We start from the raw sequence: 20,465 nt of genomic DNA on the forward strand, positions 1-20,465 counted from the left end.
CCCTAGGCTGGGCCCATGACCTCCCCGCTGCGCGTGACCCGACTGCGCACATATCCGGTGAAGTCGTTCGCCGGCAACGACGTGGAAACCGCGGTCGTCGAGCCGTGGGGGCTCGCCGGCGACCGGCGCTGGGCGCTCGTGGATGTCACGGGGAGGAACGTGACGGCCAGGATGGTGCACGAGCTGCTCGGACTCCGCGCAGAGCCGGTCGACGATTCGACGATCCGCCTCTCCGATCGTGGGGGCGGGAGCCTGATGGTGTCGGTTCCCGTGGGTCGGGCCACCGTGGCCGTCGGTTTCTCCGGGCTCGATCAGGCGACGCCGGCCGACGACACCGCGAGCGCCTGGATCAGCGAACGCATCGGCATGGTTCTGCGCCTCGTGTGGCAGCCGGATCCGACCCTCCGCCCGATCGCCGAGAAGCACGGAGGCAGGCCCGGCGAGTCGCTCTCGCTCGCGGATGACGGCCCGCTCCTGCTCGTCACCGCGGCGTCGATGCACCAGCTCAATGACTGGGTCGCAGCAGAACAGGCGCTGCCCGACCTGCCCGACCTCGACCCCGGTGACCTGAGTGGCGACGCGAACCCAGAGGTGAGGCCACTCGACATCGTGCGCTTCCGGCCGAACGTGATCGTCGAGGGCGGAGAGCCGTTCGCCGAGGACGGGTGGGAAACCGTGCGGATTGGCGACGTGGAGTTCCGCAAGACCGTGCTGTGCGACCGCTGCGTCATGACCACCATCGAACCGACGACACTCGAGGGTGGCAAGGAACCGATTCGCACTCTCGCGCGTCACAGGCGCTGGGACGGCAAGACCTGGTTCGGCATCCGTCTCGCCCCGGTCGGGGTCCTCCCGCGCAGTGGAGTCTCGATCGCCGTCGATGACCGGGTCGAAGTCCTGAGTTAGAGTCCGCCCAGCAGCGCGATCGGGTTCTGGACGCAGCGCGTCATGAACGCCATGAACTCGCTCGGAATGTCGCCGTCGCACACGCGGTGATCGAACACCATCGAGAGCACCATGATCTTGCGGACGACGATCTGTCCGTCGACGACCCAGGGGCGATCGAGGATGCGCCCGACACCGAGCATGGCGACCTCCGGCTGGTTGATGATGGGCGCTGAACCGTCCATCCCGAACCCGCCGTAGTTGTTGAGCGTGAAGGTGCCGCCACGCAACTGGTCGTTCGGGAAGTTGCCGGTCTTCGCCGTCTCCACGAGCGTCGTGAGCGCGTCGCGAAGGCCCTCGGTCGTCAGCTCTCCCGCGCCATGGATGACGGGAACCATGAGACCGCGCCCGGTCTGCGCCGCAACACCCAGGTTGATCGCGCTGTGCTGCACGATCTCGCCCGCGGCCATGTCGACGCTCGAATTCAGGATCGGCCACTGCTTGAGCCCGGCGACCACGAAGCGAGCGAGCAGAGCATTGAGGCTCCAGCGTTCCCCCGTCGAGCGCTGCAGTTGCTCCTTCGCCTCGAGCAGTTCCGTCGCGTCGACATCGAGCCAGATCGTCGCCTCCGGGACCTCGCGGCGGGAGGCGGCCATGCGCTCCGCGACGACCTTGCGCAAGCCGGTGATCGGAATCCGGATGTCGCCGGCTGCGCTCGCGATCGCAGCCGGCTGTGCTGTGGCCGCCGAGGCGCGCGCTGTCGCAGCACCGTTCTCCGCGATCCTGCGTTCGACATCCGAGCGCAGGACGAGTCCGCCCTGGCCGCTGCCGGCGATGCTGTGCGCGGCGAAACCGTGGTCCCGAGCCAGCCTTCGCACGAGGGGGGAGACGACGGGGGACCTGCCCGCAGCGTCATCGCGCCGCCGGGGACTCGGGCTGGGGGCTGTTGCCGCCATCCCGCGCACTTCGGCCGTCTCCCGCGGTTCCTCGATCAGCCCGCGGCGCCCGAATCGGCCCGAAGGGACTGCCCTCCTGCCTGGGGCGGCATCACCGGATGGAGCGGCCGCCGCATCCGTCGCGCCCCCTTCGACGGCAACCGTCACGACCGCCTGGCCGGTGTGGATCGTGTCGCCAACCGCCGCGTGAAGCTTCTCCACCACTCCCGCGAAGGGGCACGGCAGCTCCACGATCGACTTGGCGGACTCGACCTCGATGATCGGCTGGTCGACGACGACAGTGTCGCCCTCGGCCACGAGCCAGTTGACGATCTCCGCCTCGGTGAGCCCCTCGCCGAGGTCGGGGAGGATGAAGTCCCGGCTGGCCATCAGTCGTCCCACTCCCACGTGCTCAGGGCGTGCAGGATGCGCTCGGGGTTCGGCAAATAGTACTTCTCGAGAAGCGGCGCTGGGAACGGGATGTCGGCGCCGGTGATGCGCAGAACGGGAGCAGCCAGGTGGAAGAACTCCCGCTCGGTGATGCGAGCGGCGACCTCCGCACCGTAGCCGCCGAACTTCGCCGCCTCGTGGATGACCGCCGCACGGCCGGTCCTGCGCACCGAAGCGCCAACGGTCTCATCGTCGAACGGTGAAAGGCTCCGCAGGTCGATGACCTCGATCGAGAGGCTCTCCTCCGCGGCGAGATCGGCGGTCGCCAGCGCGACGGCGACCGTCGGACCGTACGAGATGAGTGTCACGTCGGTGCCCTCGCGCACGACGGCCGCCCGGTTCATCGGCAGCGGCTCTCCCGCTCGCTCGGTGCTCTCCTTCATCCAGTAGTGGCTCTTCGGTTCGAGGAAGATCACCGGATCGTCGGAGCGGATCGCCTCCCGCAGCATCGAATACGCGTCCGCAGGATTGGACGGGGTGACGACCGTGAGCCCCGGCGTGTGGGTCCAATAGGCCTCCGAGGAGTCCGAATGGTGTTCGACTCCTCCGATCCCGCCCGAGGTGGGAATCCGGATGACGATGGGCAGCGACACACGCCCCCTGGTCCGATTGCGCATCTTCGCGACGTGCGACACGATCTGCTCGAACGCCGGGTAGCTGAACGCATCGAACTGCATCTCCACGATGGGCCGCATGCCATACATGGCCATGCCGATCGCGGTGCCGACGATGCCGGACTCGGCGAGTGGGGAGTCCCACACACGCTGCTCGCCGAAGTCGCGGGTCAGGCCGTCGGTGATGCGGAACACGCCGCCCAGCGGCCCGACGTCCTCGCCGTAGATCACCACGTTCGGGTCCTCGGCGAGGGCATCCCGCATCGCGGAGTTGAGCGCGGCCGCCATCGTGAGCGGCTTCGCCCGCACGGCGTCCGGAGTCTCAGTCTCGGTCGTCATGAACGGGCGCTCCCGTTCTCATCGAGCTCGCCGGCGAGTGCGTCGCGCTGCTCCCGGAGTGCTGGGCGCTCCACGTTGTAGACGTGATCGAACAGCTCGAGCGGGTCAAGGGCCGGCTCGGCGTTCAGCGTGTCCCGCATAGCGGTGGCCGCATCCTCCGCCTCCTGCACGAACGACCGGCGCAGCTCGTCGCCGAGCATGCCCTCGGATTCCAGGTACCGGGCCAGCCGCTCGATCGGGTCGCGCTTCCTCCACAACTCGACATCCGACGAATCGCGGTAGCGGCTGGGGTCGTCGGAGTTCGTGTGCGGCTCGACGCGGTAGGTGAGGCACTCGATGATCGTCGGCCCATCGCCTGTGCGAGCCCGCGCCAGTGCCGCGGAGACCACGGCGTAGACCGCCGCCACATCGTTTCCATCCACGTGGAAGCCCGGGATGCCGTAGCCGACTGCCCGGTCCGCCAGCATCCTGGAGTGGGTCTGCTTCGACAGAGGAACGCTGATCGCGAACTGGTTGTTCTGGATGACGAAAACGATGGGGGCCCGCCACACACCGGCGAAATTGAACGCTTCGTGCGCGTCTCCCTCGCTCGTCGCCCCGTCGCCGATGAACGTCGCAACGGCGATCGGGTCGCCCTTGAGTCTGGCCGCGGTCGCGAGACCGACGGCGTGGAGGGCCTGGGTCGCGAGCGGGGTCGCCTGCGGTGCAGTGCGGTGCTCCTGAGGGTCCCAGCCGCAGTGCCAGTCGCCGCGGAACCCGGAGAGGATCTGCTCGGTCGGCACCCCGCGAGTCATGACGGCGATGCTGTCCCGGTAGGTGGGGAACAGCCAGTCGGCGGCCTCCATGGCCAGGACCGTGCCGATCTCACCAGCCTCCTGCCCGCGTGCAGACGGGTAGGTGGAAAGCCTGCCCTGCCGGGTGAGCGCGGTGACCTGCGTGTCCCAGCGGCGGGCGATGACCATGCGGCGGTACAACTCGAGGAGGGTGTCGGCCCCAGGCAGGTCGATGCCACGCCGCAGCTTCGGGGCGACGACCGTTCCGGTCTCCTCGATGAGTCGAAGCGGTTCGGCATCCGGAAGCCCGATGGTCGCGCGCGTCTCCACGGTGAGGCTCATACCTCTATCGTGCGCTCGGGCGACTCGGCGGGGGAGCCGTCGGCGACGAATCGACACGCTTGGTCGATGCGGTCGGATCGCGCGGGACGAATGGCTCGATTTCGGTGGCTAAAGGTCCCAGGTGTCCGTCGCGAGTTCCGGTGCTGTCCCGGCGAGTTCCTCGAGGATCATGTAGGAGCGGGTGGACGCGACCCCCGGCATGCTCCGGATGCTGCGCAGGATCGTCTCCGAGAGGGCGTCGTGGTCCGGTGCGCTGACCGTGAGCAGGATGTCGATGTCACCCGCGAGCGCCTGCGCCTTCTCCACGAACGGCAGCGCGGCGAGGGCCTCGGACACGGTCGGCCAGTCCGCATCCACCTTGACGATGACGATCGCGGTGATGCCGAGCCCGAGCGCCTCGCGATTGACGTTCGCGGAGAAACCGGTGATGACGCCGAACTCGAGGAGGCGATTCAGCCGGGTGTTCGCTGCGGTGCGCGAGATGTGCACGCGGTCGGCCAGCGCGCGGATCGAGAGGCGCGCATCCTTGCCCAACTCGGCGATGATACGGCGGTCGATGGCGTCGATGCGGTACTTCTTGTCCGGCAGCGTCCTTCCCGTCATCGGCACCCTCCGTAACCTCGTCGTCACACAGCGTACTGCGAGCGGGCGCCTCGAGGTCAGGGGGCCGGTCGGTGGCCCCGGCGCGCATCGGTAGAATCGGATGCTGTGACGACACGCCTCTCCCAGCTCTTTGTCCGCACCCTGCGCGAAGACCCCGCCGATGCCGAGGTGGCCAGCCACCGCCTGCTCGTGAGGGCCGGGTACATCCGGCGCCAGGCTCCTGGCGTGTTCTCCTGGCTTCCACTCGGCCTCAAGGTGCGCCGCAAGGTCGAGCAGGTCGTCCGCGAGGAGATGGATGCCATCGGCGGGCAGGAGGTCCTGTTCCCCGCTCTGCTGCCGCGCGAGCCCTACGAGCTGACCGGGCGCTGGACCGAGTACGGCGACGGGATCTTCCGGCTCAAGGACCGCAAGGAGGCGGACTACCTGCTCGCGCCGACGCACGAAGAGGTCTTCACCCTCATGGTCAAGGACCTCTATTCGAGCTACAAGGACCTGCCGCTCATCGCCTACCAGATCCAGGACAAGTACCGCGATGAGGCGAGACCCCGTGCCGGGCTCCTGCGGGGCCGCGAGTTCAGCATGAAGGACTCGTACTCCTTCGACTACACGGATGCCGGCCTCGATGAGTCGTACCAGAAGCACCGCGACGCCTACGAGCGCATCTTCCGGCGGCTCGGCCTCGACTACGTGATCGTCAAGGCCGACGCGGGGGCCATGGGTGGCTCGCGCTCCGAGGAGTTCCTGCACCCGACCCCCATCGGCGAAGACACTTTCGTGCGCTCGGCCGGCGGATACGCCGCCAACGTCGAGGCGTTCCACACGGCGGCGCCCGAGCCCCGATCCTTCGAGAAGCTGACCCCGGCCGAGGTGCTCGACACTCCGAACACACCGACCATCCAGACGCTCGTCGATGTGGCGAACGAGAAGCATCCGCGTCCGGATGGCCGTGCATGGACGGCGGCCGACACGCTCAAGAACATCGTGCTCGCGGTCACGGCACTCGACGGTGCGCGCGAACTCGTCGTCGTCGGGCTCCCCGGCGACCGGGATGCGGACCTGAAGCGCGCAGAGGTGGTGTTCTCTCCGGCAGGGGTCGAGCCGGCGACGGAAGCGGATTTCGCGAAGCATCCGGGGCTGGTCAAGGGCTACATCGGGCCGTGGAGTGCGGCAGGACCCGTCCTCGGCGAGAAGAGCACGACGGGCATCCGGTACCTCGTCGACCCCAGGGTCTCCGAGGGAAGCGGATGGATCACGGGCGCCAACGAGAACGGCCGCCACGTCTTCGGCCTCGTCGCAGGACGCGACTTCGCGAACGACGGGATCGTAGAGATCGCCACGGTCCTCGACGGCGACCCGGCGCCGGACGGCTCCGGCCCGGTCGAACTCGCCCGCGGCATGGAGATCGGGCACGTGTTCCAGCTCGGCCGCAAATACGCAGAAGCCCTCGACCTCAAGGTGCTCGACGAGAATGGCAAACTCGTGACCGTCACAATGGGCTCATACGGCATCGGCGTCACCCGCATCATGGCCGTCATCGCGGAGGCCAACAACGACGAGAAGGGTCTCGTCTGGCCGCGCGAGGTCAGCCCGTTCGATGTCCACGTGATCGCCGCGACCAGGGAGGATGCGGTCTACGCTGCGGCCGATGCCCTCGTGGCCGAGCTGGAATCGGATGGAGTGGACGTGCTCTACGACGACCGTGTGAAGGTGTCGCCCGGCGTGAAGTTCGGCGACGCGGAGCTCCTCGGCGTCCCTCTCATCGTCGTCGTCGGCAAGGGAGTCGCCGAGGGGAATGTCGAATTGTGGGATCGCCGCACGGGGGAGCGCACCGCCGTCGCCGTCTCCGACATCCGGAGGCTGCTCGCGCAGGAACTCGGGTAGTTTAGAGGGAGAAGCGGACCCTCCGGCGCCCACGTTCCGGCCCCGGAGGACAACAGAAGAAATGAATAGTGGAGGCACTCGGTGGACATCGATCTGAGCGAACTGCGCAACATGGAGCGCGAGCGCGAGATTCCGTTCGATGAACTCGTGACGATCATCGAGCAGGCCATCCTCACCGCGTACCTCAAGCACACCGGCCTGGCGGAGTCCAGGGATGCTGCGCCCGAGGTGCGGGTCGAGCTCAATCGCAAGACCGGGCACGTCTCGATCTTCGTTCCGGAGTTGAACGATGACGGCGAAGTCATCGGCGAGGCGGAGGACGGTGCACAGGACTTCGGACGGATCGGCGCGTTCGCGGCCAAGCAGGTCATCAACCAGAGGCTGCGCGACATCGCCGACGACCACGTCCTCGGGGAATTCCGGGGCCGGGAGGGCGATATCGTCGCCGGGGTCATCCAGCAGGGTCCGAATCCGCGGATGATCCACGTCGACCTGGGCACCGTTGAGGCGATCCTGCCGCCGGAGGAGCAGGTGCCTGGCGAGGAGTATGCCCACGGAACGCGCATCCGCGTGTACGTGACGAGCGTGAGCAAGGGGCTCAAGGGCCCGGCGATCACGGTGTCGCGCACGCATCCTTCCCTCGTGCGCAAGCTCTTCGCGCTCGAGGTGCCGGAGATCGCGAGCGGCGCGGTGGAGATCGTGTCACTTGCGAGGGAGGCCGGCCACCGTACGAAGATCGCCGTGAAGGCGAACGAGCCGGGCATCAACGCTAAGGGCGCCTGCATCGGCGAGATGGGCCAGCGCGTGCGCGCGGTGACGGCAGAACTGAACAACGAGAAGATCGACATCGTCGACTACAGCCCGGATCTCGCGACGTTCGTCGCGAACGCGCTGTCGCCGGCCAAGGTGTCGAGCTCGTTCGTCATCGACGAATCGCTCAAGGCGGTTCGCGCCCTGGTCCCGGATTACCAGCTCTCGCTCGCGATCGGCAAGGAGGGCCAGAACGCCCGCCTCGCCGCCAAACTCACGGGCGCGCGCATCGACATCCAGCCGGACAGCATCCTCGAGGGCTAGGGCTTCCGCGACCCCGTCCGACTCTTTCGAGAGGACTTGCGCTTTCGGTAGTCAGTGTTACTATCTACCAGTAGTCAATAACACTGAGTAGTTGCGGAGCGCGCGATGGGCAAGCAGGAGACGGAGATGCTCAAGGGCATCCTGGAGGGCATCGTCCTCGGGATACTCGCGGGCCGTCCCGCCTACGGTTACGAGATCACCGCCTGGCTCCGGGAGCAGGGCTTCTCCGACATCGCCGAGGGTACCGTGTATGCGCTGCTCATCAGGGTCGAGCAGCGCGGCCTCGTCGACGTGGAGAAGGTGCCGTCGGAGAAGGGACCGCCCCGCAAGGTCTACTCGCTCAACGCCCTCGGCAGCGACTACCTCGAGGAGTTCTGGCAGAACTGGGACTTCCTCTCGGCGCGGATCGAGCGGCTTCGCCGCACGGTCGACCGCCCGGAAGAACCAGAATACGAACAAGAAGGACGACAGTCATGACGGCCAAGTGGATCGAGACCCTCACCGGATCGCTCGAGCAGAAGAAGACCTATCGGCAGGACAAGGCCCGGATCGACGCACTCCCCGAGCCGTACGCGACGGCGGCGAAGGCTGTGCACCGCTACCTCCTGTATTACGGCGGCATCACCGACGGTGACACCCTCACGAGAATGTTCGGCGACCTCGCCGACCTGTGGGAACGCGCCGCCGCCGACGGCACGCCGGTGCGCGAGATCGTCGGGGACGATCCGGTGGACTTCGCCGAGACCTTCGCGCAGTCCTATCTCGGCAGGCAGTGGATCGACAAGGAACGCGCTCGCCTGAACAAGTCGATCGAGGATGCGGAACGCGGTGAGGCGAGATGAGTGCCGACACCGCGATCCGGGTGCTGGGTGTCGAGAAGGCCTTTCAGGGTCTGCCCGTGCTGCGCGGCGTCGACCTCGACGTGCCGACCGGAAGCATCCTGGCCCTCCTCGGTTCGAACGGGGCGGGGAAGACCACTCTCGTGCGCATCCTCTCGACCCTGCTGATGGCCGACGCCGGCACGGCGGAGATCCTCGGGTTCGACGTCGCTGCCAGCGCTCGGGAGGTGCGCGAGTCGATCAGCCTCACCGGACAGTTCGCCGCGGTCGACGACCTGCTGAGCGGGAGGGAGAATCTCATGCTCGTCGCGAGGCTGCGTCACCAGAAGAACCCGGATGCCGTCGCCGACGACCTTCTGGCCCGCTTTGGACTCACGGATGCCGGCCGGCGCAGGGCGTCCACCTACTCGGGAGGCATGCGGCGCAGGCTCGACATCGCCATGAGCCTCATCGGCGACCCTCCGGTCGTGTTTCTCGACGAACCGACGACGGGCCTCGACCCCGAGGGCCGGCTCGAGGTGTGGCAGACGATCCGCACGCTCGCCGGCAAGGGCACGACCGTGCTGCTCACGACGCAGCACCTCGACGAGGCCGAACAACTCGCCGACCGCATCGCGATCCTGCACGACGGCAGGATCATCCGGAAGGGAACGCTCGACGAGCTGAGAGCGCTCCTGCCGACGGCATCGATCGAATACGTCGAGAAGAAGCCATCGCTCGAGGACGTCTTCCTCGCCATCGTCGGACCCACGGACTGAGGTGCGGCCATGACCACGAACATCCTCGCCGACACCGGCGTGCTGACCGGGCGCTCGCTCCGCCACATCCTGCGCAGCCCCGACACCATCGTCACGACCGTCATCACCCCGATCGCGCTCCTGCTCCTGTTCGTATACGTCCTCGGCGGCGCGATCCGCACCGGGTCCGGTGGCTCGTACATCGACTATCTGCTCCCCGGTATCCTGCTCATCACGATCTCCTCCGGCATCGCCTACACCGCGTACCGCCTGTTCCTCGACCTCAAGGACGGGATGGTCGAGCGCCTGAGGTCCATGCCGATCGCGAGGTCGAGCGTGCTGTGGGCGCACGTCGTCACGTCACTCGCGGCGAACCTGTTCTCCGTCTCGATCGTGATCGGCGTCGCCATCGCCATGGGGTTCCGGACCGGAGCGTCCGTCGCGGCCTGGCTCGCGATCGCCGGCATCATGGTCCTTGTCATCCTCGCCCTGACCTGGCTGGCCGTGATCGCGGGGCTCACGGCGAAGACCGTGGACGGGGCGAGTGCGTTCAGCTACCCGCTCATCTTCCTGCCGTTCATCAGCTCGGCGTTCGTGCCCACGGAGTCGATGCCTGCGCCGGTCGCCTGGTTCGCAGAGAACCAGCCGGTGACCTCGATCGTGAACACCCTTCGCGCCCTGTTCGCCGGGCGACCCGTCGGCGGTGAGGCCGTGATCGCGCTCGGCTGGCTCGTCGGCATCGCCGTCGTCGCGTGCACCATTGCCACCATGATCTACCGGCGGAAGATCGGCTGACCGCATCGCACGAGAGGCCAAGCTCCGTGAGAAGGTCTAGTATGGAACCCGTTAGAACCTGTCTCGGCTGCCGAAGGCGAGCCGATCGCTCCGCACTGGTGAGAGTGGTCGCCCGCGACGGCGAGGTGGTGGTGGATCGCTCCGGCACCCTTCCCGGTCGAGGCGCGTGGGTGCATCCCGCCCGCGAATGCATCGACATCGCCATCCAGCGCAAGGCCTTCGGCCGAGCACTGAGGGTACAGTCGGGGCTCGCCACCCGGCAGGTTCTCACCATGATCGAGGCTCCGACCGGAGCCCCTGAAGAACAGGCTGATTGACCTATGGACAACTAATGAGCGGCTCGAAATGAGACCCGTCCGCAACTAGGTCTGCTCCCGTCCGGGGCAGACCCCAGACAGGAGAATTGTGGCGAAACCACGCGTGCACGAGATCGCAGCAGAACTCGGCATTGACAGCAAGAAGGCCCTTGAGAAGCTCAAGGAGATGGGCGAGTTCGTCAAAGGACCGTCCTCCAGCATCGAACCACCCGTCGCGCGCAAGCTGAAGGCAGCGCTCGAGGCGGATGGCATCACCGCCCCCAAGGCGGAGGAACCGAAGAAAGCACCGGCCAAGGCCGCGCCCGCACCCGCGCCGACGGCCGCGCCGGTGGCGGAGACGACCGCCCCGTCCGACCAGGCGGTCGATGCTCCGGCGACCCCGCCTGCGCCGACCGTGCCGGATGCCGCACCCTCGGCGGATGCGCCGGCAGCCGAGGGCGGCTCCGGCATCCCTCGCCCGGGGACACCCCGACCGGGCAACAACCCGTTCGCCTCGACGCAGGGGATGCAGCGCCCCGGCGCACCGCGCCCCGGAAACAACCCTTACGCGAGCGCGCAGGGCATGCAGACCCGGCCACCGTCGTCCAGTGGGATTCCGCGACCGGCGGCGCCGCGGCCCGGTTCGCCGCGCCCCGGCGCCGGAATCGGCCAGCGTCCGGGCGCGCCCGGCGCCCGTCCGGGCGGCCCCGGCGGCGCCAGGACCGGAGCGGGTGCACGTCCGGGCGGCGGAGGAGGATTCCGCCCCGGTGGCGCACCGGGAGGAGCACCGGGAACCGGATTCGGCCCGAACCGCCCGGCGGGAGGCGGCCGTGGCCGTGGCCCCGGCGGCGGTACCGCCGGCGCGTTCGGTCGTGGTGGCGGGCGCGCGAAGTCGCGCAAGTCGAAGCGGACGAAGCGTGCGGAGTTCGAGCTCAGGGAAGCCCCTTCGCTCGGTGGTGTGAGCGTTCCCCGCGGCGATGGCAGCACGGTCATCCGTCTGCGTCGCGGAGCATCCATCACCGATTTCGCCGACAAGATCGATGCGAGCCCCGGCAATCTCGTCACCGTGCTCTTCCACCTCGGTGAGATGGCGACGGCAACGGAGTCGCTGGATGAGGCGACCTTCGAGGTCCTCGGTGAAGAGCTGGGCTACAAGATCCAGATCGTCTCCCCGGAGGACGAGGACCGCGAGCTGCTCGAAGGCTTCGACATCGACCTCGACCAGGAGCTCGAGGACGAGGACGACTCAGAGCTGGAGGCCCGCCCGCCGGTCGTGACGGTCATGGGCCACGTCGACCATGGTAAGACCCGGCTGCTCGATGCCATCCGCAAGGCGAACGTCCGCGAGGGCGAAGCCGGCGGCATCACGCAGCACATCGGTGCATACCAGGTGCTCGAGGAGCACGACGGAGTCGAGCGTGCCATCACCTTCATCGACACCCCCGGGCACGAGGCCTTCACGGCCATGCGCGCCCGCGGTGCCCAGGTGACGGACATCGCGATCCTCGTCGTCGCCGCCGACGACGGCATCATGCCGCAGACGGTCGAGGCTCTGAACCACGCCCAGGCGGCGAACGTGCCGATCGTGGTCGCGGTGAACAAGATCGACAAGCCGGATGCGAATCCGGCGAAGGTGCGCCAGCAGCTCACCGAGTTCGGGCTCGTCGCCGAGGAGTATGGCGGCGACACCATGTTCGTCGACGTGTCAGCGCTCAACAACATCGGTATCACCGAGTTGCTGGACGCTGTGCTCCTCACGGCGGACGCAGGGCTCGACCTGCGTGCGAACCCGAACAAGGACGCGCGCGGTGTCGCCATCGAGGCCAAGCTTGACAAGGGGCGCGGCGCCGTGGCGACCGTGCTCATCCAGTCCGGGACACTCGAGGTCGGGGATCCGATCGTCGCCGGCACGGCCTACGGCCGCGTTCGCGCGATGTTCGACGAGAACGGCGACCCGGTCGAGGAGGCGACGCCGGCACGCCCGGTCGCCGTGCTCGGCCTGACGTCGGTGCCCCGCGCGGGCGACACGTTCCTCGTGACCGATGACGACCGCACCGCCCGGCAGATCGCCGAGAAGCGCGAGGCCGTGGAGCGCAACGCGCTCCTGGCCCGCAGCCGCAAGCGCATCAGCCTCGAGGACTTCACGAAGGCGCTCGAGGATGGCAAGGTCGAGTCGCTCAACCTCATCATCAAGGGTGACGTCTCCGGTGCCGTCGAGGCGCTCGAGGAGTCGCTGCTCAAGATCGAGGTCGACGAGAGCGTGCAGCTGCGCATCATCCACCGCGGTGTCGGCGGGGTCACGGAGAGCGATGTCAACCTCGCAACGGTCGACAACGCCATCATCATCGGATTCAACGTCCGCCCCGACCCGAAGGCGCGCGAGCGCGCCGCCCGCGAGGGTGTGGACGTCCGGTTCTACTCCGTGATCTACTCCGCACTCGAGGATGTCGAGAATGCCTTGAAGGGCATGCTCAAGCCCGAGTACGAGGAGATCCAGTCCGGTGTCGCCGAGATCCGCGAGGTGTTCAGCTCCTCGAAGTTCGGAAACGTCGCCGGCGTCATCGTGCGGTCCGGAACGATCACGCGGAACGCCAAGGCGAGGGTCATCCGGGATGGCGTCGTCGTCGGGGATGGCCTCGCGATCGAGTCGCTGCGCCGGTTCAAGGACGATGTCACCGAGGTCAAGACCGACTTCGAGGCCGGCATCGGCCTTGGCAAGTTCAACGACATCCGCGTCGGCGACGAGATCGAGACGATCGAGCTGAAGGAAAAGGTCCGCTGATGGCCGATCCGGCGAGGGCTCGCAAGCTCGCCGATCGCATCAAGGTGATCGTGGCGAAGCGGCTCGAGAAGGGGATCAAGGATCCCCGGCTCGGCTTCGTCACGATCACCGATGTGCAGGTGACCGGCGACCTTCAGCACGCGAGTATCTTCTACACCGTGTACGGCACCGATGAGGAGCGCGTCGACTCTGCCGCCGCGCTCAGGTCGGCGACGGGGATGCTGCGCACCGAAGTGGGCAGGAACATCACGGCCAGGCTGACTCCGAGCCTCGAGTTCATCGCCGATGCGATCCCCGAGAACGCGAAACTCATCGAGGACCTCCTCGCCGAGGCGCGCAATCGGGACGGCGAGGTCTCGTCTCTCGCGGCCACCGCGCAGTACGCCGGGGATGCCGACCCGTACGTCAAGCCGCGCGAGCTCGCAGCCGCCGACGAGGACGACGAGGACGACAGCGAGGACGACGGCGAGGACGACGGCGAGGACGACGGCGAGGAGGAGTGATCACCCGCGCGGCCCTTGTGGCCCGCGACCGTGCCCTCACTGTGGCAGTGTGAAGTCACTCCCGGAGGCGACTACGAGGCCGTCGGCGACGAGGCTCGCCAGGGCGCGCTCGCGCTGGGCGGCATCCGGCCACAGGGCTTCCAGTTCGTCGCGCGTCACGGGGATGTCGCTCGTGCGAAGCTCAGCGAGGATGAGTCCGCGCACCTGACGGTCCGAGCCCTCGTACCTCGCCTGCGCCGCCCGCGCAGGGCCGCGGTATTCCGGATAGCCGTCTGCTCGCCACGCGCACACGTCAGCGATCGGGCATTCCGCGCACTTCGGGCTGCGCGCGGTGCAGACGATCGCCCCGAGTTCCATGATGGCGGCGTTCGTGACGCGAGCGTCGGCGTCGTCCTGAGGAAGCAGTGCCGCCATCGCGGCCAGGTCGCGGTTCGTCGATGCCGGCCCGGCATCCGCCTGCCCGTCGATCGCCCGGGCGATGACTCGTCGCACGTTCGTGTCGACGACGGGATGCCGGTGCCCGTATGCGAACACCGCGACGGCTCGGGCGGTGTACTCGCCGACGCCGGGCAGCGTGAGGAGATCGTCGACGCGCTCGGGAACGACGCCGCCGAACTCCTCGGTGATGACGACCGCGCAGGCGTGCAGCCGGAGCGCGCGGCGCGGATAACCCAGCCTGCCCCACGCGCGAACGGCCTCCCCGACGGGAACCGCTGCGAGGTCCGCCGGCGTCGGCCACCGCTCGAGCCAGGCGGCAAGCGGCTCGATCACGCGTACGACGGGCGTCTGCTGGAGCATGAACTCGCTCACGAGGATTCCCCAGGCTCCGAAGCCGGCCCTCCGCCACGGAAGGTCGCGGCGGTTCCGGAGGAACCACTCGTTCACCGGCGCCGCAATCGTCACCGCACTACTCTAGAGATATGGCTCGATGGGCACCGGAGAAGAAGGACCAACTCGAATCGCTGGCGGACGAGATCCTTCACAACTATTCCCACGGCAGGGCCATGGTCGCGGTCGACGGGCGTCATGGGGCAGGGCAGCAGGAATTCGCCGATGGTCTCGCCGAAGCACTGCGCCGCGATGGCGCCCACGTGTTCCGCGCCTCGATGGACGACTTCTTCCGCCCGCGCGCCGACCGAGAGCGCTCCGGAGCCCAGGATGGGGCTGCCTACTATCGGGACGCCTACGACTACTCGCTCCTGCGCAGGGTTCTCATCGACCCGTTCCACACGAGCGGGAGCACAGGGTTCGTCCTGACCGGGTTCGACGTCGTGCGCGACCAGCCGGTCTTCCAGCCGAAGTGGATGTCGGCCGGGCCCGACGCGATCCTCGTCATGGATGGCACGTTCCTGTTGCGCCCGGACCTCGCCGGCGTGTGGAACTACTCGGTCTGGCTGAGCACACCGCTCCAGAGCGGCGATGAGGATCTCGAAATCCGTCGCGCCGCCTCGGATGAGGTGTACCTGAAGGATGCGAATCCGAGCGAGAAGGCCAACACCATCATCGACAACCAGGACCCGGATCACCCCAGGAGAGTGTTCGCGGACTCCTGTTAGGCCGCTGGCGGTTCGGTCGTGTTTCGGCGCCCGTCGACCTCCGCGACGATCTCCGCGGCGTCCAGGAACACCCCGGTTCGCTCGACCTCGTGGACGAGGCGCACGAGCGCGGCGTTGATCGGGGTCGGGACACCCACGGCGGTACCAGCATCCACGATCGCGCCGTTCAGGAAGTCGATCTCCGTCTTGTGGCCCCTCTGGATGCTCTGCAGCGTCGAACCCGGATTCGGCACGCGACCCATCCGCCACCTCATGACGAGCGGCAGAAGCTGGGCGATCGCGGCCGGAAGGCGGCGAAACAGGCGAAGCAGACCGTTGGACAGCCCCTGAACCTTCTCGAACCGGATGCCGGAGGCGATCGCGACGGCCACCGCCTCCTGCATGCTCCTCGTGAGCACCTCGCGAAGCGCGGAGTTCGCGATGGTCGCCTGCGCGCTCGTCCCCGTGATCGCCGGGAGCGCATTGATCTGGTTGACGATGAGCTTCGTCCACTGGGCGCCGGCGAAGTTGTCGCTCGATTTCACGGGCATGACGGCGCCGAGCACCGACACGACGTAGTCGACGCCGAGGCCGCCGTCGTCATTGCCGAGGTACGTCGCACCCGACGTGGTCACGGCGACGCGCCCCGGTTCGACGAGCGACGCGGCGAACATGGCGAGACCGCCGACGAGATCCGTGTGCCGCAGGATGGCGCGCGCGGTGCTGATCGACCTGATCCCGTTCTGGACGATCACGACGGGCACGCCCCGGATCCAGTCGGCGTTCTCGCGGAGCGCGGCGGCGGCATCCAGCGCCTTGGTCGTCACGATCGCGAGCTCCGGCGCCTTCGTGAGGGTCGGATTCGCCGTCACCGGGGCAACATGCTCGCCCCATGCCCCGCCCAGCCTGATCCCGCCGGAACGGATGGCCTCGAGATGGTCTCCACGCGCGGTGACCTCGACCTCGTGACCTGCTCGCTCGAGGAGCGCGGCGATGGTCCCTCCGACGGCCCCCGCGCCGATCACCGCTACCCTCATGTTCGGAATCCTACGGGGCGCCCCCGAGATTGGTAGCCTCGAGGGGTGATGGATACCCGTTCGCGCAGCGGCATCCTTCTCGTCGACAAGGACGCAGGCATGACGAGCCACGATGTCGTCTCTCGCACCAGGAGGCTCGTCGGCACGCGTCGTGTCGGGCACGCGGGCACCCTCGACCCGATGGCGACCGGGCTTCTCATCCTGGGCCTGAACGGCGCAACGAGGCTCCTCACCTACCTCGTCGGTCTCGATAAGGAGTACTCGGCCACGATCCGCCTCGGCGGCTCGACGCCCACCGACGACGCCGACAGCGAGGTGGATGTCGTGGCGGATGCTGGGCGGCTTGCGGCTGTGACCGACGCTGACATCGCCGGGTCGATCGCCGCGCTGACCGGTGACATCGAGCAGGTCCCGTCCACGATCAGTGCCATCAAGGTCGACGGTCGTCGAGCCTATGCGCGTGCGCGAGCGGGCGAGACCGTCGAGCTGCGGGCCAGGCCGGTCACCGTCAGCGCGTTCGAGGTGCTCGGCACCCGTCGCGGCGAATTCATCGACCTGGATGTGCGTGTGGAGTGCTCGACGGGCACCTACGTCCGTGCCCTCGCGCGCGACCTGGGCGCCGACCTCGGCGTCGGAGGGCACCTCACAGCACTGAGGAGGACGAGGGTGGGGCCATTCGGCGTGTCAGAAGCCCACCGACTCGACGAGCTCGATCTCGGCGCCGATCGCCGAGCGCCATCCGACATCGCCAGGGCACTGTTCCCCGTCCTCGAACTGACCGCCGAGGAGAGCGTCGACCTCGGTCACGGGAAGAAGGTGGAGGTGGGCGAACGTTCGTTCGGCATGGCGGGGGATGCCTCGGGCCCCGTCGCGGCGATCGCACCGGATGGCCGCCTCGTCGGGCTCGTGACGGTCGGCAACGGTCATGCGGCACCGTTGATCAATCTTCCGGCAGAGGGGGATGCGGCATGATCGAGTGGTTCACGTGGATCCAGGTGGCCGTGGCCGTCGCGGCGGGTGTGCTGTGCCTCGTCCTCGGAGCAGCGGGTAAGGAGCCGAACGACTACAGCCTCGGCGCCATGCTCGTCGTCGAATTCCTGCTCGTCGCACAACTCCTGGTCGCGGTGCTCGCGCCGGCATTCGGCAACCACGCAACGGGCAACCCCCTCGAGTTCTACACGTACCTGGTGTCCGCCATCATCCTTGTTCCGCTGGCCGGGTTCTGGGGACTCGTGGAGCGAACCAGATGGAGCACGATCATCCTCGGCGTTGCGGGGCTTGCCGTGGCGATCATGCTCTATCGGATGCTGCAGATCTGGACCGTCCAGCTCTCGTAGCGCGATCCGGACCCCCGCTATCGCCTAACCTTGAAGCGATGACAACCCCACACACCCCGCCAGGGCCGGTTCGCTCACGGTCCCGCGGGATCGGAGGCGTGCTGATCGCCGTTTACGGCGTTCTCGCGCTCGCGGCGACGGGGCGCTCCTTCGTGCAGATCGTGACGAAGTTCGACCACGCCCCTGTCGCCTATCTGCTGTCTGCACTCTCCGCCGTCGTCTACATCATCGCGACGATCGCCCTGCTCCGCGGCGGACCCGTCTGGTATCGCGTCGCCTGGTGGACGATCTCCTTCGAGCTGCTCGGCGTGCTCGTCGTCGGCCTGCTCAGCATCTTCGATGGACAGCTCTTCCCGAGCGATACCGTATGGTCGGTGTTCGGACGCGGCTATCTCTTCATTCCGCTCGTGCTGCCCGTCCTCGGGATGGTCTGGCTGTCCACTCGCGGCCGGGAACGCGAAGGGAGCGACTGACGTGGACGTGTACACGCGACTCTCCGACGTGCCGGCGGAGTTCGGCCCTTCCGTCGTGACCATTGGGAAATTCGATGGGGTGCATCGCGGGCACGAGCTCATGATCGATCGACTGCTCACTGACGCGAGGGCGAATTCGTTCGTCCCGACCGTTCTCACCTTCGATCGGAACCCGCTGAGCGTCCTCGCACCCGACGCCTGTCCGCCCGAGCTCGTGAGCAATGCGCAGAAGCTCGAACTCCTCGACCGGGCGGGCGTCGAAGCGACCGTCATGCTCGAGTTCACGCGCGCGTTCAGTGAGAACTCGCCGCGAGAGTTCGTCGAGCTGATGCTCGTGCAGGCCCTGCACGCGAAGATCGTCCTGATCGGCGAGGACTTCCGGTTCGGGCGGCGCGGTGCAGGAGACAGCGAGGTTCTCCGAGATCTGGGCGGCGAACTCGGCTTCCGCGTCGACATCCTGCCGCGCGTCGAACACGACGGCCGCAGGGTCTCCTCGACGTGGGTGCGCGAACTGCTCGACGCCGGCGACGTCCGCGGTGCGGAGACGATCCTCGGGAGGCGCCCCTCCGTCCGCGGAACGGTCGTTCGCGGGGAGCAGCGCGGGCGCGAATTGGGATTCCCCACCGCCAATCTGGCGCCCAAGCCGGAAGGGTTCGTTCCTGCGGACGGCGTCTACGCCGCATGGGCGGACGTCGACGGTGCCCGATACCCTGCCGCGGTGTCGATCGGGAACAACCCGACATTCGCCGGCGTGCCTGAGCGACAGGTCGAGGCCCACATCATGGGCCACGGTCGGGACGCGATCGAGCTCGAGCTGTACGGGAAGCTGCTCGAGTTGCAGTTCGTCGACCGGGTGAGGGGCATGGTGGCCTTCGACGGGCCCGCAGCGCTCGTCGATCAGATCGCCGACGACGTCGAGCAGGTCCGCTCGATGCTGTCGAGCGATCCCGAGCGCGCTCGATGACGGGAAGCGCGGAACCCGGGTCGCCGAGGGTTCCGCTGTGGGCGGGCCGCACGATGGCGCTGGTCGGGATCGTGCTCGTGAGCCTCAACCTCCGGACGGCGGCCACGTCGTTGTCACCGATCGTGGGCGCCGTCTCCCGTGACATCCCTCTCGACGCTCTCGGGCTCGCCGTGCTCGGGATGCTTCCACCGATCATGTTCGCGCTGTCCGGGCTCGTCGCTCCGCGGGTTGCGCGACGCCTGGGGCTCGAACTCTCGCTCATCGTCTCCATTGTCGCGATGATCGCGGCCCTGTCGCTCCGAGCGGTCGCGCTGGAGTACTGGGCCCTCTTCGGCGGCACGCTCATCGCGCTCATCGCCGCGGGTGCGGGAAACATCCTCCTCCCTCCCATCGTCAAGAGGTACTTTCCCGACCGGATCGGTCTCATCACGTCCCTGTATGCGACGGCTGTGGCGGCGGGGACCGCTCTGCCGCCTGCCGTCGCGTTCCCGATCGCCGACGCCGCCGGATGGCGCACCTCCCTCGCGGTGTGGGCGATCCTGGCCATGATCAGCCTCCCGCCCTGGATCGTTGCGCTCGCGCAGAGGCGACGGTCGCTGCGCTCTGTGGTGGAGGACTCGGCCCCCGAACTCGAGGAACCGGCCCCCGGCATGGTCGGCAGGGTCTGGCACTCCAGGACTGCATGGGTCATCGCGATCGTGTTCTCGCTCACGTCGTTCCAGGCGTATTCGCTGTTCGCCTGGCTCCCGAAGCTCCTCGTCGAACAGGTCGGCACGAGCGAACTCGAGGCCGGGCTCCTCCTCGCGTTCTGGGGCATCCTCGGGATGGGAGCATCGCTCGTCGCCCCCATCCTCGCCACCCGCCTGAAGAATGCAGGGTGGATCCTGCACGTGGGCGCAGCAGGTTTCGTCATCGGGTATCTGGGACTGCTGCTCGCTCCAGCAGTGTCGCCGTGGCTCTGGGTCGGGTTCTGCGGTCTCGGCCAGATGGTCTTCCCGGCCTGTCTCGCTCTCATCAATCTTCGAACGAGATCCCACGACGGTTCGATCGCGCTGAGCGGCTTCGCGCAGGGGGTCGGCTACTCGATCGCGTCGCTCGGGCCGCTTCTCGTCGGGCTCCTGCACGACATCACGGATGGCTGGGCCGCCTCGCTCATCCTCATGTCAGCCACGGCCGCACTCTTCGTGTACTTCGGGTTCGTCCTCCGGATTCCTCGATTCGTCGAGGACGAGACGGCGGGCAGACGCTGAACAGCGGCTCCGCAAGGTCCG

General features: G+C 67.8%; 22 protein-coding genes. 16 read left to right on the top strand and 6 right to left on the bottom strand.

Translation table 11 applies throughout. From position 1 onward, the window contains the following. Nucleotides 1-15 precede the first annotated feature (15 nt). A complete protein-coding gene (locus tag BKA04_RS11585; RefSeq protein WP_232841898.1) occupies nt 16-906 on the top strand; it encodes an MOSC domain-containing protein in 891 nt (296 codons plus the stop codon). On the opposite strand, the gene BKA04_RS11590 is transcribed toward BKA04_RS11585, so the two are convergent. From BKA04_RS11590 to BKA04_RS11605, 4 genes are all read right to left on the bottom strand, one after another. Further along, on the bottom strand, nt 903-2,210 hold the full coding sequence (locus BKA04_RS11590) for a dihydrolipoamide acetyltransferase family protein (RefSeq protein WP_104094525.1): 1,308 nt from the start codon (nt 2,208-2,210) through the stop codon (nt 903-905). The genes BKA04_RS11585 and BKA04_RS11590 overlap by 4 nt on opposite strands. Further along, nucleotides 2,210-3,223 carry an alpha-ketoacid dehydrogenase subunit beta gene (locus BKA04_RS11595; protein ID WP_104094526.1) on the bottom strand — a complete coding sequence of 338 codons (1,014 nt, stop codon included), beginning with the start codon at nt 3,221-3,223 and terminating at the stop codon, nt 2,210-2,212. The genes BKA04_RS11590 and BKA04_RS11595 overlap by 1 nt, the downstream gene beginning before the upstream one ends. Next, nucleotides 3,220-4,338: a pyruvate dehydrogenase (acetyl-transferring) E1 component subunit alpha gene (gene pdhA, locus BKA04_RS11600; RefSeq protein WP_104094527.1), complete on the bottom strand. Its 1,119-nt coding sequence runs from the start codon at nt 4,336-4,338 to the stop codon at nt 3,220-3,222. Before pdhA ends, BKA04_RS11595 begins: the two co-directional genes overlap by 4 nt. 108 nt (nt 4,339-4,446) lie before the next feature. Continuing rightward, nucleotides 4,447-4,941 carry an Lrp/AsnC family transcriptional regulator gene (locus BKA04_RS11605; RefSeq protein ID WP_104094528.1) on the bottom strand — a complete coding sequence of 165 codons (495 nt, stop codon included), beginning with the start codon at nt 4,939-4,941 and terminating at the stop codon, nt 4,447-4,449. A gap of 105 nt (nt 4,942-5,046) precedes the next feature. Here BKA04_RS11605 and BKA04_RS11610 point away from each other — a divergent pair, with 105 nt between their 5' ends. The 9 genes from BKA04_RS11610 to rbfA all read left to right on the top strand — a co-directional run bounded on the left by BKA04_RS11610 (nt 5,047) and on the right by rbfA (nt 13,848). Continuing rightward, nucleotides 5,047-6,822: a proline--tRNA ligase gene (locus tag BKA04_RS11610; RefSeq protein ID WP_104094529.1), complete on the top strand. Its 1,776-nt coding sequence runs from the start codon at nt 5,047-5,049 to the stop codon at nt 6,820-6,822. An 81-nt stretch (nt 6,823-6,903) separates the two neighbouring features. Further along, nucleotides 6,904-7,896, top strand: a complete 993-nt coding sequence (nusA, locus tag BKA04_RS11615) for a transcription termination factor NusA (protein WP_104094530.1) — start codon at nt 6,904-6,906, stop codon at nt 7,894-7,896. Between the two features lie 105 nt (nt 7,897-8,001). After that, complete coding sequence (locus BKA04_RS11620; protein WP_104094531.1) at nt 8,002-8,373, top strand: PadR family transcriptional regulator; 372 nt, start codon at nt 8,002-8,004, stop codon at nt 8,371-8,373. Beyond that, nucleotides 8,370-8,738, top strand: a complete 369-nt coding sequence (locus BKA04_RS11625; RefSeq protein WP_104094532.1) for a DUF1048 domain-containing protein — start codon at nt 8,370-8,372, stop codon at nt 8,736-8,738. The genes BKA04_RS11620 and BKA04_RS11625 overlap by 4 nt, the downstream gene beginning before the upstream one ends. Next, nucleotides 8,735-9,493: an ABC transporter ATP-binding protein gene (locus BKA04_RS11630; RefSeq protein ID WP_104094533.1), complete on the top strand. Its 759-nt coding sequence runs from the start codon at nt 8,735-8,737 to the stop codon at nt 9,491-9,493. The genes BKA04_RS11625 and BKA04_RS11630 overlap by 4 nt, the downstream gene beginning before the upstream one ends. Before the next feature lie 9 nt (nt 9,494-9,502). After that, nucleotides 9,503-10,267, top strand: a complete 765-nt coding sequence (locus BKA04_RS11635; RefSeq protein ID WP_104094534.1) for an ABC transporter permease — start codon at nt 9,503-9,505, stop codon at nt 10,265-10,267. Nucleotides 10,268-10,308: 41 nt separating this feature from the next. Beyond that, a complete protein-coding gene (locus BKA04_RS11640) occupies nt 10,309-10,584 on the top strand; it encodes a YlxR family protein (RefSeq protein ID WP_104094535.1) in 276 nt (91 codons plus the stop codon). An 88-nt stretch (nt 10,585-10,672) separates the two neighbouring features. Further along, nucleotides 10,673-13,345: a translation initiation factor IF-2 gene (infB, locus tag BKA04_RS11645; protein ID WP_104094536.1), complete on the top strand. Its 2,673-nt coding sequence runs from the start codon at nt 10,673-10,675 to the stop codon at nt 13,343-13,345. After that, nucleotides 13,345-13,848 (top strand): 30S ribosome-binding factor RbfA, encoded by a 504-nt coding sequence (rbfA, locus tag BKA04_RS11650; RefSeq protein ID WP_104094537.1) that lies wholly within the window; start codon nt 13,345-13,347, stop codon nt 13,846-13,848. The genes infB and rbfA overlap by 1 nt, the downstream gene beginning before the upstream one ends. Nucleotides 13,849-13,884: 36 nt before the next feature. Here rbfA and BKA04_RS11655 read toward each other — a convergent pair whose 3' ends face one another. Beyond that, nucleotides 13,885-14,751 carry an HhH-GPD family protein gene (locus BKA04_RS11655; RefSeq protein WP_232841899.1) on the bottom strand — a complete coding sequence of 289 codons (867 nt, stop codon included), beginning with the start codon at nt 14,749-14,751 and terminating at the stop codon, nt 13,885-13,887. A 17-nt stretch (nt 14,752-14,768) separates the two neighbouring features. Here BKA04_RS11655 and BKA04_RS11660 point away from each other — a divergent pair, with 17 nt between their 5' ends. Beyond that, nucleotides 14,769-15,404, top strand: a complete 636-nt coding sequence (locus tag BKA04_RS11660; RefSeq protein ID WP_104094538.1) for a nucleoside/nucleotide kinase family protein — start codon at nt 14,769-14,771, stop codon at nt 15,402-15,404. On the opposite strand, the gene BKA04_RS11665 is transcribed toward BKA04_RS11660, so the two are convergent. Beyond that, nucleotides 15,401-16,420 (bottom strand): ketopantoate reductase family protein, encoded by a 1,020-nt coding sequence (locus BKA04_RS11665; RefSeq protein ID WP_104094539.1) that lies wholly within the window; start codon nt 16,418-16,420, stop codon nt 15,401-15,403. The genes BKA04_RS11660 and BKA04_RS11665 overlap by 4 nt on opposite strands. A gap of 48 nt (nt 16,421-16,468) precedes the next feature. On the opposite strand from BKA04_RS11665, the gene truB reads away from it, so the two are divergent. The 5 genes from truB to BKA04_RS11690 are packed head-to-tail and all read left to right on the top strand — an operon-like array spanning nt 16,469 to nt 20,444. After that, entirely contained in the window at nt 16,469-17,392 is a 924-nt protein-coding gene (gene truB / locus BKA04_RS11670) for a tRNA pseudouridine(55) synthase TruB (RefSeq protein ID WP_104094540.1), read from the top strand. Next, complete coding sequence (locus BKA04_RS11675; protein WP_104094541.1) at nt 17,389-17,757, top strand: hypothetical protein; 369 nt, start codon at nt 17,389-17,391, stop codon at nt 17,755-17,757. Before truB ends, BKA04_RS11675 begins: the two co-directional genes overlap by 4 nt. A gap of 38 nt (nt 17,758-17,795) precedes the next feature. Then, complete coding sequence (locus BKA04_RS11680) at nt 17,796-18,230, top strand: hypothetical protein (RefSeq protein WP_104094542.1); 435 nt, start codon at nt 17,796-17,798, stop codon at nt 18,228-18,230. A gap of 1 nt (nt 18,231) precedes the next feature. Beyond that, complete coding sequence (locus BKA04_RS11685; protein WP_104094543.1) at nt 18,232-19,194, top strand: bifunctional riboflavin kinase/FAD synthetase; 963 nt, start codon at nt 18,232-18,234, stop codon at nt 19,192-19,194. After that, nucleotides 19,191-20,444, top strand: coding sequence for an MFS transporter (locus BKA04_RS11690; RefSeq protein WP_104094544.1), 1,254 nt, complete (start codon nt 19,191-19,193; stop codon nt 20,442-20,444). The genes BKA04_RS11685 and BKA04_RS11690 overlap by 4 nt, the downstream gene beginning before the upstream one ends. Nucleotides 20,445-20,465: the final 21 nt, after the last annotated feature.

This window comes from Terrimesophilobacter mesophilus (genome assembly GCF_014200375.1).
GTDB classification, from domain to species: Bacteria; Actinomycetota; Actinomycetes; order Actinomycetales; family Microbacteriaceae; genus Terrimesophilobacter; species Terrimesophilobacter mesophilus.

Coding starts and splice junctions, on each gene's coding strand:
- BKA04_RS11585 (WP_232841898.1), top strand. CDS start 16: ATGACCTCCCCGCTGCGCGTGACCCGACTGCGCACATATCCGGTGAAG.
- BKA04_RS11590 (WP_104094525.1), bottom strand. CDS start 2,210: ATGGCCAGCCGGGACTTCATCCTCCCCGACCTCGGCGAGGGGCTCACC.
- BKA04_RS11595 (WP_104094526.1), bottom strand. CDS start 3,223: ATGACGACCGAGACTGAGACTCCGGACGCCGTGCGGGCGAAGCCGCTC.
- pdhA (WP_104094527.1), bottom strand. CDS start 4,338: ATGAGCCTCACCGTGGAGACGCGCGCGACCATCGGGCTTCCGGATGCC.
- BKA04_RS11605 (WP_104094528.1), bottom strand. CDS start 4,941: ATGACGGGAAGGACGCTGCCGGACAAGAAGTACCGCATCGACGCCATC.
- BKA04_RS11620 (WP_104094531.1), top strand. CDS start 8,002: ATGGGCAAGCAGGAGACGGAGATGCTCAAGGGCATCCTGGAGGGCATC.
- BKA04_RS11625 (WP_104094532.1), top strand. CDS start 8,370: ATGACGGCCAAGTGGATCGAGACCCTCACCGGATCGCTCGAGCAGAAG.
- BKA04_RS11630 (WP_104094533.1), top strand. CDS start 8,735: ATGAGTGCCGACACCGCGATCCGGGTGCTGGGTGTCGAGAAGGCCTTT.
- BKA04_RS11635 (WP_104094534.1), top strand. CDS start 9,503: ATGACCACGAACATCCTCGCCGACACCGGCGTGCTGACCGGGCGCTCG.
- BKA04_RS11640 (WP_104094535.1), top strand. CDS start 10,309: ATGGAACCCGTTAGAACCTGTCTCGGCTGCCGAAGGCGAGCCGATCGC.
- rbfA (WP_104094537.1), top strand. CDS start 13,345: ATGGCCGATCCGGCGAGGGCTCGCAAGCTCGCCGATCGCATCAAGGTG.
- BKA04_RS11660 (WP_104094538.1), top strand. CDS start 14,769: ATGGCTCGATGGGCACCGGAGAAGAAGGACCAACTCGAATCGCTGGCG.
- BKA04_RS11665 (WP_104094539.1), bottom strand. CDS start 16,420: ATGAGGGTAGCGGTGATCGGCGCGGGGGCCGTCGGAGGGACCATCGCC.
- truB (WP_104094540.1), top strand. CDS start 16,469: ATGGATACCCGTTCGCGCAGCGGCATCCTTCTCGTCGACAAGGACGCA.
- BKA04_RS11675 (WP_104094541.1), top strand. CDS start 17,389: ATGATCGAGTGGTTCACGTGGATCCAGGTGGCCGTGGCCGTCGCGGCG.
- BKA04_RS11680 (WP_104094542.1), top strand. CDS start 17,796: ATGACAACCCCACACACCCCGCCAGGGCCGGTTCGCTCACGGTCCCGC.
- BKA04_RS11690 (WP_104094544.1), top strand. CDS start 19,191: ATGACGGGAAGCGCGGAACCCGGGTCGCCGAGGGTTCCGCTGTGGGCG.